Below are 13306 nucleotides of genomic sequence, written 5' to 3' on the forward strand. Positions count from 1 at the left end.
TTCCGCGCGCACCACAGTGAATTCCCGCCATTTCCCTGGCTCGAATCCGCCGAGCTGACACAGTCAAACAACCGCCATTGGGTCCGGGCATTCTTGGTGAGAACTTGAACACATGCTCCGGATTCCCAAGAACAAGACGCCGCTCTACCTCGGCCTGGTGGCCGAGGAGGCTGCCGCCCAGTTCGGCGCCAACACCATCACGCTCGACCGCACCATGGACGCCCTCCCCGAGGTCGGCCAGGTCCTGACGGTCGCCCAATTCGCCGACCTGATCGCCGAGATGGCAAACCGCCTGTGGGCCAGTGGTATCCGGCCCAGCGAACACGTCGTCATCCACAAGACCAACAACTTCGACATCACCCTCTTCGCGTGCGCCGCGGCCCGCATCGGCGCCGTCCCGGTGATGCTCTCCGCGCACCTCGACGGAGAGACCATCAACGCGCTGCTGCAGCGGCTGCCTTCGCCGACGCTGCTGACGGACGCCGCGAAGCTGACGGGCTCGCTGGCCGCGTCGCCGCTCGCCGAGCTCACCGCGCGGGTCATCTCGGTCACCGAGCCGGTCGAGGGCGCGATCTCGCTCTCCGACCTGGCCGGCGCCCCCGAGCGCTCGGCGGTCACGCTGCACCCCGACTCGCACGCCATCATGACCCACACCTCGGGCACCACCGGCATCCCCAAGCTCGTGGTGCACTCGGCCCGCTCGATCGGCGCCCGCTACCGCTGGCAGAACATCCCCGTCAGCCTGCTGCGCCAGCGCGAGCCCATCCTGATGCACGTCTCCTACGTCCACTCGCGCATGTACCCCGGCATCGCGTCCATGATGCTGAACAACAAGCCGATGGTCTTCCTGGACGACGCCGAGCCGGCGAAGGTCGCCGACGCGATGGTCAAGTACCGTCCGGGCGTCTTCGAGACGCACCCGAACTCCTTCCTGGAGTGCGAGTCGATCCTCGACGACCCCCGCAAGCCGTTCAAGACGGTGCGCTTCTACAACTCCACCTTCGACGCCATCCACCCGGGCACGATGGACAAGTTCCTGCGGGCCTCGGAGCGCAAGAACCCCGTCTTCCTCCAGGTCTACGGCCAGAGCGAGTGCGGCCCGCTGGTCGGCCGCCCCTACACCCGCAAGACCGTCATGCAGGCCGACGGCCGCTGCCAGGGCTACTCCACGCCGGGCATCACCAAGTACCGCCTGGTGTCCCGCAACGGCAAGCCCGTCACCCGCGACAACCCCGGCTACATCGACGTGCAGACCTCGGGCCGCGCCCTGACCTACTACGGCGAGGCCGAGCGCTTCGAGAAGCAGCTCGACGGCGACTGGTGGCGCGGCGGTGACATCGGCTACCGCACCAAGTGGGGCTGCCTGCACCTGCTGGACCGCGAGGTCGACCAGATCCCGACGATCCACTCGACCCTGGAGGTCGAGGACACCGTCCTGCACCGCCTGCCCGAGCTCACCGAGCTCATCATCGTGCCGGGCCCCGACCAGGAGCCCGTGCCCGTCGTCTGCACCAAGGACGACGCACCCCTGGACCTGGCCCGCTGGAAGCGCGCCATCGCGGACCAGTCCGCGATGGCCGACCCCATCCAGATGAAGCTCGGCGAACTGCCGCGCACGGCCACCGCCAAGATCAAGCGCCTTGAGCTGGCCCGCCGGCTGGCCGACCAGGTGACCCACGAACTGGCCTCCTGACCAGGCGCTGCCCCGGACTCCACCGCACTGCACCGCACCGCACACCAGGTACGACCATCGACCCCCGACCCGACCCCGGGAGCTGTACACCATGTCAACGACCCAGAACCAGGAAGGCCGGCGCAAGCACCTCGGCCTCACCCTGGCGCTGCTCGCCTTCGCCCAGCTGATCATCTCCATCGACTACAACATCGTCTACGTGGCCCTGCCCGACATCGGCAGCGGACTCGGCTTCTCCGCCCAGACCCTGCAGTGGGTCGTCAGCGCGTACGCCGTCGCCTTCGGCGGGTTCCTGCTCCTCGGCGGCCGCGCCTGCGACCTGTTCGGCCCGCGCCGCATGTTCGTCCTGGGCCTCGCCCTCTACGCCGGCTCCTCCCTGCTCGGCGGTCTCGCCGGCAGCCCCGAGGTGCTGATCGCCGCCCGCGCGATCCAGGGCATCGGCGGCGCCTTCCTCTTCCCGGCGACCCTCACCCTGGTCTCCACCAGCTTCGCCGAGGGCAAGGAGCGCAACCGCGCCTTCGCCGTCTGGGGCACCGCCGGTGGTAGCGGCATGATCGTCGGCTCGCTGCTCGGCGGCGTGCTCACCCAGTCCCTCGGCTGGGAGTCGGTCTTCTACGTCAACGTGCCGCTGGCCGGCATCGCCGCCCTGCTCGCCTTCCCGCTGATCAAGCCGGACGCCGCCCGCAACACCAGCCGCAGCTTCGACCTGCTGGGCGCCCTGACCTCCACGGTCGGCATCACCGCGATCGTCTTCGCCCTGGTCCAGGGTCCCGAGTCCGGCTGGGCCTCCTCCGAGGTCCTCGGCGCCCTCGCCATCGGCGTGGTCCTGCTCATCGCCTTCTTCGTCATCGAGAAGAAGTCCGCGGACCCGCTGCTGCCGCTGTCGCTCTTCAAGAACCGCAACCTCACCACCGCGGTGGGCGTGACCTTCTTCTACATGGCCACCTTCGGCACCCTGCTGTACTTCCTCACCGTCTACTTCCAGGGCGTCCACGGCTACAGCCCGCTGGAGACCGGCGTCGCCTTCCTCGTCCCGATGGTCGCCATCGCCATCGGCGCCCAGACGGCCGGTGGCCTCGCCACCAAGTACGGCATCCGCGCCATCATGGTCAGCGCCATGGTCATCGGTGTCATCGGCACCGCGATCGTCGGCGTCACCATGGCCACCGACGCCTCGTACTGGGCCCTCGTCCCCGGCCTGGTCATCATGGGCCTCGGCCAGGGCGCCGGCTACACCCTGATGTTCGGTGCCGCCGCCATCGGCGTCGCCCCGGAGGACCAGGGCATCGCCTCCGGTGTCGCCTCCACCACCCAGCAGATCGGTGGCGCCGTCGGCCTCGCCGTCCTGGTCGCCATCGCCAACTCCGGCCTGGAGGGCCAGACCGGTGAGGCGCTGCGCAGCGCCACCACCGACGGCATCCAGAAGGCGGTCTTCATCGCCGCGGCCGGCATCGTGATCACCGGCCTGATCGCCCTGGGCCTGAAGAAGCCCGAGCAGAAGGCGCAGACCGCGCCCGCCGCCGAGCGCGAGTCACAGACCGCCGGTGTCTGATCCGGCAGCCTGACGCACCGCACGGCGAAAGCCCCCACCCGGCCGGGTGGGGGCTTTCGCCGTTGCCCCGTCGCGCGGGTCGCGCCGTCGTGTCGCTGCGCCGGTCCGCCGTACGCGGTCCTCGGCGGGCCCGGTCCCGGAAAGGCCGCCGGGGGTGTCCCGGAGTCGGGACACCCCCGGCGGCACGGGGTCGGGCAGCGTCTAGACCGAAGCCAGCAAGGCCTCCGCGGAGTCGGGGAGTTCGCGCCCCAGGAGGGACCGCAGCCGCGGGTAGGCCGTCGCGTCGCCGGCCAGGATCCCGCCGAGGAGGCTGTCCCCCGCCGAGTCGAGGACCAGCTTCGCGTACGCCTCCCCGCCCGCGGATTCCCGTACGAACTCCAGCGCGCCCGGGGTCTGCGCGTGGGCGTCCCCGAAGGAGGCGACGTCGACGCCCATCAGCTTGAGCTTCGTGGACATGTCGGCGCCCGGGAAGCGGGCCGGGCCCTCGCCGAGCAGCTGGGCGACGACGGCCTCCGCCATCCGGTAGCCCGGGGCCACCAGCCCGTAGCAGCGGCCCTCGACGGCCGCGCACTCCCCGACGGCCCACACGTGCGGGTCCGGGGTGCGGCAGTGGTCGTCGACGAGGAAGCCGCCGCGCTCACCGCGCGGCAGGTCCGCCGGGCCGGCCAGGCAGTCCTGCGGCCGTACCCCGGCGGAGAAGACCACGAGGCCCGTCTCGATCGACGTGCCGTCCGCGAAGACCAGACGGGCCACCCGCCCGTCCTCGCCCGCCTCGATGCGGCTCGTCGCCACGCCCAGGTGGGTGGTGACGCCGAGCCCGGTGACGAGCCGGTCCAGGACGCGGCCGCCGCCCTCGTCGACCTGGACGGGCATCAGCCGCGGCGCCATCTCCACGACGTGCGGGGAGAGCCCCAGCAGGCGCAGGCCGTTGGCGGCCTCCAGGCCGAGGAGGCCGCCGCCGATCACCACGCCGGTGGTGGTGCGGGCGGCGGCCTCACGGATGGCGTCGAGGTCGTCGAGGGTGCGGTAGACGCAGGCGCCGGGCAGCTCGCGGCCGGGGACGGGCGGGACGAAGGGCACCGATCCGGTGGCCAGGACCAGTGCGTCGTACGCGGTGCGGCGGCCGTCCTCGGTGGTGACGACGCGGGCCACGCGGTCAATGCCGACGGCCCTGGTGGAGGTGTGGAACTCCACCAGGGCGTCGTCGAACAGGGCCGGCTTCACGAGGCTCAGCTCGGCCGGGGTCTTGTCGTCGAGGGCGGACGAGAGCCTGACCCGGTCGTAGGCGGGGTGTCTCTCCGCTCCGAGGACCACCACCCGCCAGCTTCCGTCCGGGTCGCGGGAGCGGAGCTCCTCGACGAGCCGGTGGCCGGTCATGCCGTGGCCGATGACGACGAGGGTACGGGTGGTCATACGGGATTCCTTTGCGGGGTGAGGGCCGCCGCGCCGGGTCAACTGCCGGTCGTGGCAGGCGTACTGGAGGCCAGGGAGGTGCAGAGGGACTCCACCTGGCGGGCGCAGCCACCGCAGCCGGTCGTCGCGCGGGTGGCGTCCGCGAGCTCGGCGAGGCCCTGCGCCCCTGCGTGCCAGGCCCGGGTGAGGTCCTGGTGCGTGACGTTGTTGCACAGGCAGATGACGGTCTCGGGCGTGATCTCCTCGGAGCCGGCTCTGGCCAGGCGGGGAGCCCGGCCCAGGAGCAGGCTGAGCCGGTCGCGCGGGACGGGCGCGTCGTGGACGTACAGCTCGGTCGTGGTGGCGATGGCCCGGTCGAAACCGAGGAGGACCCCGGCGGTGATGTGTTCACCGGTCAGCTCCAGGCGCGCGTAGCGGCCGTTCGCCGGATCGTTGAGGGTGATCGTCTCGTCGGAGGGGGCGCGGCCCGGCATGCCGAGGACCACGAGGCCGGGGCCGGCGATGCGGGGGCGCAGGACGCGGCGGGCGGGGGCCACGCCGCGGGCGCCGGAGGCGAGGTGGCGTGCCAGGGCCTCGGCCTGGGCCCAGCCGGAGGCGAGCGATCCGCCGCGGTTGCCGCGGTGCTCGGCGCAGTCGCCCAGGGCGTGGATCAGCGGGTCGTCGGTGCGCATGCGGTCGTCGACGACGATGCCGGTGCGGACGGCCAGTCCGGCGGTGCGGGCCAGGCCGGTCTCGGGAAGGACGCCGGTGCACAGCAGCAGGGTGTGGGCGGGCAGGGCGGTGCCGTCGGCGAGAGCGAGGGTGCCGGGGGCGCCCTCGGTGGCGGGGGTGTAGGCGGTGGCGGGGCTGCCGGCGACGAGTTCGACGCCGGCGGCGGTGAGCCGGTCGCGTACGAGGGCCCCCGCGGCCGCGTCGAGGAGGTGGTCCATCGGCCAGGGGCGGGGGTGGACGAGGGTGACGGGGCGGTTCTTCAGGGCCAGCGCGAACGCGGCTTCGACGCCCAGGGATCCGGCGCCCAGGATGGTCACGGGCGTACGGGCGGCCACGACGGCCGGGTCGGTGAGCCGGGCGCAGTCGGCGAGGGTGCGCAGGACGGCGACCCCGGCGGCCGGGCTCCCGTCGGGGGTGCGCAGGCCGGGCAGGTCGGGCAGGAGCGGGGTGGCGCCGGTGGCCAGGATCAGCCGGGCGTACGGGAAGACGTCCCCGTCCGCGGTGTGCACGCGGCGGCGGAGGCGGTCGATGCGGACGGCGCAGACGCCGGTCAGGATCGTGGTGTCGCCGGGCGGAGGGGGCAGTTCCATCGCCTCGACCGGCAGGCTGCCGTCGAGGGCGGAGGTGAGCAGGGCGCGGTGGTAGGCGGGGGTGTCCTCGGCGCCGAGGACGGTGACGGGGTCCTCGCAGCCGAAGTGGCGCAGCCGGTCGAGGACCTGGTGGGCGGCGGGGCCGTTGCCGATGACGAGGATCGGCGCGGTGCGGTGCGTGGTCATGGGCGGGCGTCCTGGAGGAGTGCGGGGCCCTGGCCGGTGGCGGGGCGGGATGCGGAGGCGAGCACGGTGTCGACGCCGTCGTCCCCGAAGCCGTCGCCGCATCCGTCCTCGGTGCCGTCCTCGATGCCGTGCCCGATACCGTCGTTCGCGGCGTCCGCCTCGGGGAGTTCGAGCTCCGCCGGTTCGATGCGGACCGCGCACACCTTGAACTCGGGCATGCGGCTGCGCGGGTCGAGGGCGTCGTTGGTGATCAGGTTGGCCCGTCCGTCGCCCGGGAAGTGGAACGGCAGGAAGACGGTGTCGGCGCGCAGGGTCGGGTCCAGGCGGACCCGGGCCAGGGTGGTGCCGCGCGCCGAGCTGACCCGGGCGTGGCCGCCGTCGGTCAGGCCGGCCCGGGCGGCCGTGTCGGGATGCACCTCGACGTGCGCCTCGGGGGCGGCGGCGGTCAGCTGGGGCACCCGGCGGGTCTGCGCCCCGGACTGGTACTGGGCCAGGACCCGGCCGGTGGTGGCGTACAGGGGGTGCTCGGCGTGGGCCTCCTCGGCGGGCGGCCGGTGCTCCACCTCGGCGAAGCGGGCCCTGCCGTCGGGGTGGGCGAAGCGGTCGAGGAAGAGCCGGGGGGTGCCGGGGTGGGCCGCCTCGCCGTCGGGGGTCCCGGGGCAGGGCCAGTGCAGGGCCTCTCCCGCGTCGAGGCGTTCGTAGCTGATCCCCGAGTAGTCGGCGGGGCCGCCGCGGGAAGCGCGGCCCAACTCCTCGAACACGGCGCGGGGTTCGTCGGGGTAGCGCTCGGGGAGGTCGCCCAGCCGGGTGGCGAGGGCGCGCAGGACGGCGAGGTCCGAGCGTGCTCCGGGCGGCGGGTCGAGCAGCCGCCGCCGGCGCAGGACGCGTCCTTCGAGGTTGGTCATGGTGCCCTCCTCCTCGGCCCACTGGGTGACGGGCAGCACCACGTCGGCCATGCGCGCGGTCTCGGAGGGCACGAAGTCGGCGACGACGAGCAGGTCCAGGGAGGCGATGCGTTCGGCGACGCGGTCGGCGCGCGGGGCGGAGACCACCGGGTTGGCGCCGAAGACGAGCAGGGCGCGCGGGCCGGTGTCGGTGCCGAGGGCGCTGAGGAGTTCGTAGGCGCTGCGGCCGGGACCGGGGACGGCCTCGGGGTCGACGCCCCAGACCCGCGCCACGTGGGCGCGGGCCGCCGGGTCGGTGATCATCCGGTAGCCGGGCAGCTGGTCGGCCTTCTGGCCGTGCTCGCGGCCGCCCTGGCCGTTGCCCTGGCCGGTGAGGCAGCCGTATCCGCTGCCCTCGCGGCCGGGCAGGCCGAGGGCGAGGGCGAGGTTGATGAAGGCGGCGACGGTGTCGGTGCCCTTGCTGTGCTGTTCGGCGCCGCGCCCGGTCAGGACGTACGCGCGCCGGGCGGCGGCGAGCATCCGTACGGCCTCGCGCTGGTCGCTGACGGGGACGCCGGTGACCTTTTCGACGCGCTCGGGCCACCAGGAGGCGGCGCGCTTCCAGGCCGCTTCGAAGCCGGCCGTGCGCCGGCCGACGTAGTCCCGGTCGGTGTGGCCGTCGACGACGAGGATGTGCATCAGGCCGAGGGCGAGGGCCAGGTCGGTTCCGGGGCGCGGCTGGAGGTGCAGGGCCGCCCGGGCGGCGGTGGGGGTGCGGCGCGGGTCGATGACGATCAGCTGGGCGGCGCCGAGGTGGCGCATCAGCGGGGGCATCGTCTCGGCGGGGTTGGCCCCGGCGAGCAGGACCACCTCCGCGGCGCCGAGGTCGGTGACGGGGAAGGGGAGTCCGCGGTCCAGGCCGAAGGCGGCGTTCCCGGCGGCGGCCGCCGAGGACATGCAGAAGCGGCCGTTGTAGTCGATCTGGCTGGTGCCGAGGGCGAGACGGGCGAACTTGCCGAGCAGGTACGCCTTTTCGTTGGTGAGTCCACCTCCGCCGAACACGCCGACCGCGTCGGGTCCGTGCTCGGCGCGGATCCGGGCGAGGCGGGCCGCCACGGTGTCGAGGGCGGTGTCCCAGTCGGTGGGGCGCAGGGTCCCGCCGGCGTCGCGGACCATCGGGGTCCGGATCCGGTCGGGGGTGGTGAGCAGGGCGGGGGCCGTCCAGCCCTTCTGGCACAGTCCGCCGCCGTTGACGGGGAAGTCGGGGTCGGGCCGGACGTCGGCTCCGCCCGCCGGTTCGTCCCGGCTCAGCAGGGTGCCGCACTGCAGGGCGCAGTAGGGGCAGTGCGTCCGTACGGTCCCGGCGCCGACCGCGTCGGCGCCGGGACCTGGACCGGGGCGGATCCCGTCAGACATGGACGTTCTCCGGGCGGGGGGCGGCGGCCGCCTCAGTGGGCTGCTGCCGCGGGGCGACCGGGGCGCCGGCCCGCTCACGGCGTACGTACACGGTGAGGACGACGGCGGCGCAGAGCGCGTAGTAGGCGAGGAAGGACAGGAAGGCGGGGGCGCCGTCGCTCGCGCCGCCGCTGTAGGCGCCGCGGAAGGCGAGGTTGATGGCGACTCCGCCGAGCGCGCCGATCGCGCCCGAGATGCCGATGGCGGCGCCCGACAGGCGGCGGGCGGCGGCGAAGGCGCGGGTGGCGTCCTCGCCCTGGACGATGCGGGCCTCGGCCTGGCGGGTGAAGGCGGCGGGGATCAGCTTGTAGGTGGAGCCGTTGCCGATGCCGCTGAGGACGAACAGGGCGGTGAATCCGGCGATGAAGAGGGGCAGGGAGTCGCGGGCCGAGGCCAGGAGCAGCACCCCGGTGCCGATGCCCATGCCGGCGAAGGTCATGAGGGTGATGCGGGCGCCGCCGAACCGGTCGGCGAGCCAGCCGCCGAAGGGGCGGGAGAAGGAGCCGAGCAGCGGGCCGAGGAAGGTGTACGAGGCCGCCTGGAGCGGGGTGGAGCCGAACTGGGTCTGCAGGACCAGGCCGAAGGCGAAGCCGTATCCGATGAACGAGCCGAAGGTGCCGATGTACAGGAGCGAGATCAGCCAGGTGTCGCGCTGGGCGAGCGCCTCGCGCTGGGCGCCCGGGTCGGTCCGTACGGTCGCGATGTTGTCCATCTTCAGCGCGCAGACGACGGAGACGACCGCGATGAGCGGCAGGTAGAAGGCGGCGATGTACGCGGGGTGGGTGTCGCCCGCGGTGGAGATGACGAGCAGGCCCAGCAGCTGGACGGCGGCGACGCCGAGGTTGCCGCCGCCCGCGTTGAGACCGAGGGCCCAGCCCTGGTGGCGGCGCGGGAAGAAGCCGGTGATGTTGGTCATGGAGGAGGCGAAGTTGCCGCCTCCGACCCCGCCGACCGCGCTGATCAGCAGGAACACCCACAGCGGGGTGCCGGGGCGCTGGATGAAGACCACGGTGAGCGTGGCGGGGACCAGCAGGATCGCCGAGGCGAAGACGGTCCAGTTGCGGCCGCCGAAGCGGGTGACGGCGTAGCTGTACGAGGGGCGCAGGAGGGCGCCGACGAGCGTGGGGGTGACGACGAGGAGGAACTTCTCGTCGGGTGCGAAGCCGAGTCCGATCCTGGGCGTCATGAACAGCACCAGGACCGACCACATGCTCCAGACGGAGAAGCCGATGTGCTCGGAGACGACGGACAGGTAGAGGTTGCGCCGGGCGATGCGCTTGCCGCCCCGCTCCCAGAACTGCTCGTCCTCGGCGTCCCAGTCCTCGATCCAGCGCCCCTTGGCGGATCGCGTGGCTGCTCTCGCGGCACTCATGACCTGGTTTCTCCCTTGTCTGTCAGGCGGTTGATCCGGGTGGTGGCGACTGCGGGTCCGGCTGGGGTACGCCGGCCAGCGCGCGGTCGACGAGGGCGCCGGCGGCGCCGCTGTACCCGGCCGGGTCGCACAGCCGGGCGATCTCGTCCCGGTCCAGTCCGTGGCCGGACATCGCGGCGAGCACGGTGCCCAGGGGCTGCCCGCCGTCCGCGGCGGCGGTCGAGGCCTCGGTCAGCAGCTGCTTGGCGGCGGCCTTGCCCAGGTGCGGGGCGAGGCGGGCCGCGATGCGCTCGGAGACCACCTGGCCGCCGGTGAGGTCGAGGTTCTCGCGCATCCGCCCGGGCCGGACCTCCAGTCCCTCGGCGAGTTCGACGGCGGTGTGGGCGGCTCCGCCGGCCAGCCGCAGGCATTCGCGCAGCAGCTGCCATTCGGCGTGCCAGACGCCGGCGGCCCGCTCGTCCTCGGTGACCAGGCACTGGGTCAGTCCGGCGGCGATCACCGGGACCTGGAGGGCGGCCGCGCGGATCAGCGTGGCGAGCACCGGGTTGCGCTTGTGCGGCATGGCGGAGGAGCTGCCGCGGCCCGCCGCGGTGGGTTCGGCGACCTCGCCCACCTCCGTGCGGGTCAGCGCCTGCACGTCGACCGCGATCTTGCCGAGGGCGCCGGCGGTGAAGGCCAGCGCGGCGGCGAGATCGGCGAACGGGGTGCGCAGCGCGTGCCAGGGCAGCACGGGTCGGGCCAGTCCGGTCTCGGCGGCGAAGGCGTCGACGAGACGGTCGAGATAGGGGTTCTCGGTGTCGGCCGCCACCTCGGGGCGGTCGATGTCGGCGTATTCGAGGTAGCCGGCGAGCGTGCCGGCGGCCCCGCCGAGCGAGACGGGCAGTCCCTCGTCCAGGACGCGGGCGAGCCGGGCGTCGGCGTCGAGGACGAGGGCCCGCCAGCCCGCGGCCTTGAGGCCGAAGGTCGTGGGTACGGCGTGCAGGGCCAGGGTGCGGCCCGGCATCAGGGTGTCGCGGTGGGTGCGGGCGAGGCCCGCCAGGGCCTGCGCGGTCCGGGCGAGGTCCGCCCGGATCAGGCGCAGGGCCCTGGCGGCCACCAGCATGGCGCCGGTGTCGAAGATGTCCTGGCTGGTGGAGCCCCGGTGGACGTAGTCCGCGGCCTTCGGGTCGATGGCGCGGACCTGCGCGGTGAGGGCCTGGACCAGGCCCACCACCGGGTTCGCGGTCTCCCGCGAGGCGAGCGCGAGGGCCCTCAGGTCGAACCGCTCGGCCCGGGCGGCTTCGGTGATGGCGGCCGCGGCTTCCTCCGGGAGGGTGCCGAGGCCCGCCTGGGCCCGGGCCAGGGCGGCCTCGGCGTCGAGCATGGCCTGGAGCCACGCCCGGTCGCCGACGGCCGCCTCGACCGCGGTGCCGGCCCGTACCGGAGACAGCAGGCCGGCGTCCTCGAGAAGGCCCTCGCCGGTCATACGATCACGCCGGGCAGGGTGTCGTCGGCGGGCTGGTCGGCCACCGCGCGGATCCCCGCCGGCAGACTCGCCACCGGAGGCAGGGCCAGGACGGCTCGGGCGATCGCGTCGGAGTCGCCGAGCGTCACCGAGTCCACGCCGGGCCGGATGCCGGCCGCCGTGACCCAGTGGACGGACTCGGTCGGCACCCCGTAGGCGAAGCGGCGCGCGTGGGCGGTGCCGCGGGCGTCGATGAGCCGGTACGGGCGCTCGGTGACCGCGAGGCCGCCGGTCTGGTAGCCGCCCTGCTCGCCCGAGATGACGTACGGCTTGGCCTGGTCCGTGTCCAGCAGGTGCTGGAGCAGCGGGTCGGAGGTGCGCCGCAGGTCGGGCTCGGGCAGCCGGGACTCGATGAGCACCTGCGCCCTGATCTGCGGGCCCGGCACGGACGTGGACGCGGCCACGAACGTCTGGGCGTCGGTGTCGATGCGGACCTGGGTGCCGGGGCCGGTGACCGTCAGGATGCCCGCCTCGATGAGGGCGATCATCTCCTCGATGCGGGTGGCCGGCGGACCGATGGAGAGGAAGCCGTTGAGCGGGGTGTACCAGCCCTCCAGGTCGTCGCGGTGCGAGTCGCCGTCGAGGCCGCCGTGGTCGACGGCGAGCCGGACCTCGTTGCGCAGGTCGCGCAGGACGTCCAGGGCGGACTTGACCGGGCCGCTCAGATTGCCCTGGCGGGCGGCGGCGACGTCGGCCGCGAGGTACTCCACCAGCCATGCCTGGAAGTCGTCGCGGTCGGCGAACTGCCGGTCGCCGTAGGGGACGGAGAGCTTCTCCCAGCTCCAGTGCTGCTCCTCGGGGATGTCGTACTCGGCGAGCAGCCAGGAGCGGCCCTCGGCGTCCTCGGTCTCCAGGTACCGCTCGGTGAACGCCTCGCGCTCCTCGGGCCGGCCGTTGGCGGCGAGCAGGGCGCCGTAGTAGACGCTCTCGACCTCCAGGGAGATGAAGGGCCACAGGTCTTCCTTGAAGGTGACCTTGCCGCCGGCCGCGGCGCGCTCGCGCAGGGCGCGCACGTAGTCCGGGGTCAGCAGCTTGGGGAAGTAGCGCCCGTACGCGCCCTTCTCGTTGTCGCCGCGGGCGTGGTACGGGATGCCGCGCCGCGAGAAGGCGTACAGGCGGGGCTCCTGCCCGGACGGCTGGTAGGTGAGCTTGCCGTCCTCGTCGCGGACGAAGGTGCCGCCGCGGCCGTGGCTGAACAGCGCCATGTAGTCGAAGAAGTTCAGGCCGAGGCCGCGGACGAGCACCGTCTGGCCGGGCTTGATCGCCGCGAGGTCCTTGTCGGCGGGGTTGCCCGGCGTCAGGTAGGTCAGGTAGTGGATGCGCGCCAGGGATGCGGTGCGCGCCTCGCGCGGGGTCAGCCGGGCGGGGACGTGACCCTGGGCCAGGATGATGGCGTCGAGGTCGTTGAGGCGGGTGCCGTCCTGGAGCCGGACGCCCTGCGGGCCGCCGGAGATGCCGAGGGTGTCGGCGATGGCCACGGCGCGCGAGCGGTGGACGTGGACGGTGACGTGCTTGGGGGCGCCGACGATGACGCGCTGGAAGCACTCGCTGAGGTAGTTGCCGTAGAAGGCGCGGGTGGGGTAGGTGTCCGGGCCCATGGCCGCGGCCTCTGCGAGGGTGCCCTCGTCGTAGTCGCCGAACTGGCCCAGTACCGAGAGGGACTTGGCCCACTCGAACAGGGTCGGCCCGGGCTCGATCGGACCGTCGATCTTGCAGCTGTCGTCGGTGTAGACGGTGATCTGGCAGGCGACGGTGTTCATCAGCAGGTGGCGGGACTGGCCGGAGCGCCAGACCTGGCCGGCGCCGGGCGCGGCCGGGTCCACGACGTGGATGGCCACCGAGTCGTGGACGGGGTTCTCCCGCTCGTTGGCGACCAGGCGCTCGACGACGGACAGGCCTCGGGGACCTGCGCCGACGACGGCTATCTCAACGGACGAGCTGCTCAT

Annotated in this window: 8 protein-coding genes; 2 read left to right on the forward strand and 6 right to left on the reverse strand. The window is 73.4% G+C overall.

Annotation, left to right across the window (positions count from 1 at the left end; all coding sequences use genetic code 11):
- Positions 1–112: 112 nt before the first annotated feature.
- Both CP980_RS14765 and CP980_RS14770 read left to right on the forward strand, forming a co-directional pair.
- Complete coding sequence (locus tag CP980_RS14765; protein ID WP_150528346.1) at positions 113–1693, forward strand: class I adenylate-forming enzyme family protein; 1581 nt, start codon at positions 113–115, stop codon at positions 1691–1693.
- A gap of 91 nt (positions 1694–1784) precedes the next feature.
- Positions 1785–3245, forward strand: coding sequence for an MFS transporter (locus CP980_RS14770; protein ID WP_132759626.1), 1461 nt, complete (start codon positions 1785–1787; stop codon positions 3243–3245).
- A gap of 201 nt (positions 3246–3446) precedes the next feature.
- Here the strand turns inward: CP980_RS14770 and CP980_RS14775 are convergent, their stop codons facing one another.
- From CP980_RS14775 to CP980_RS14800, 6 genes are read right to left on the reverse strand one after another with little or no spacing between them, the layout of a single operon-like run.
- Complete coding sequence (locus tag CP980_RS14775; RefSeq protein ID WP_150528347.1) at positions 3447–4658, reverse strand: NAD(P)/FAD-dependent oxidoreductase; 1212 nt, start codon at positions 4656–4658, stop codon at positions 3447–3449.
- Between the two features lie 38 nt (positions 4659–4696).
- Positions 4697–6145: an FAD-dependent oxidoreductase gene (locus tag CP980_RS14780; protein ID WP_150528348.1), complete on the reverse strand. Its 1449-nt coding sequence runs from the start codon at positions 6143–6145 to the stop codon at positions 4697–4699.
- A complete protein-coding gene (locus CP980_RS14785) occupies positions 6142–8445 on the reverse strand; it encodes a molybdopterin oxidoreductase family protein (RefSeq protein ID WP_150528349.1) in 2304 nt (767 codons plus the stop codon). Before CP980_RS14785 ends, CP980_RS14780 begins: the two co-directional genes overlap by 4 nt.
- On the reverse strand, positions 8438–9856 hold the full coding sequence (locus CP980_RS14790) for an MFS transporter (RefSeq protein ID WP_132759622.1): 1419 nt from the start codon (positions 9854–9856) through the stop codon (positions 8438–8440). The genes CP980_RS14785 and CP980_RS14790 overlap by 8 nt, the downstream gene beginning before the upstream one ends.
- A 22-nt stretch (positions 9857–9878) precedes the next feature.
- Positions 9879–11321: a nitrosuccinate lyase gene (locus tag CP980_RS14795; protein WP_150528350.1), complete on the reverse strand. Its 1443-nt coding sequence runs from the start codon at positions 11319–11321 to the stop codon at positions 9879–9881.
- A complete protein-coding gene (locus CP980_RS14800) occupies positions 11318–13306 on the reverse strand; it encodes an FAD/NAD(P)-binding protein (RefSeq protein WP_132759620.1) in 1989 nt (662 codons plus the stop codon). Before CP980_RS14800 ends, CP980_RS14795 begins: the two co-directional genes overlap by 4 nt.

The sequence above is a fragment of the Streptomyces vinaceus genome (assembly GCF_008704935.1).
Taxonomy (GTDB): Bacteria; Actinomycetota; Actinomycetes; order Streptomycetales; family Streptomycetaceae; genus Streptomyces; species Streptomyces vinaceus.

Bases quoted from the DNA above. Each gene is read 5' to 3' on its own strand.
- CP980_RS14765 (WP_150528346.1), top strand. From the start codon at position 113: ATGCTCCGGATTCCCAAGAACAAGACGCCGCTCTACCTCGGCCTGGTG.
- CP980_RS14770 (WP_132759626.1), top strand. From the start codon at position 1,785: ATGTCAACGACCCAGAACCAGGAAGGCCGGCGCAAGCACCTCGGCCTC.
- CP980_RS14775 (WP_150528347.1), bottom strand. From the start codon at position 4,658: ATGACCACCCGTACCCTCGTCGTCATCGGCCACGGCATGACCGGCCAC.
- CP980_RS14780 (WP_150528348.1), bottom strand. From the start codon at position 6,145: ATGACCACGCACCGCACCGCGCCGATCCTCGTCATCGGCAACGGCCCC.
- CP980_RS14785 (WP_150528349.1), bottom strand. From the start codon at position 8,445: ATGTCTGACGGGATCCGCCCCGGTCCAGGTCCCGGCGCCGACGCGGTC.
- CP980_RS14790 (WP_132759622.1), bottom strand. From the start codon at position 9,856: ATGAGTGCCGCGAGAGCAGCCACGCGATCCGCCAAGGGGCGCTGGATC.
- CP980_RS14795 (WP_150528350.1), bottom strand. From the start codon at position 11,321: ATGACCGGCGAGGGCCTTCTCGAGGACGCCGGCCTGCTGTCTCCGGTA.
- CP980_RS14800 (WP_132759620.1), bottom strand. From the start codon at position 13,306: ATGAGCAGCTCGTCCGTTGAGATAGCCGTCGTCGGCGCAGGTCCCCGA.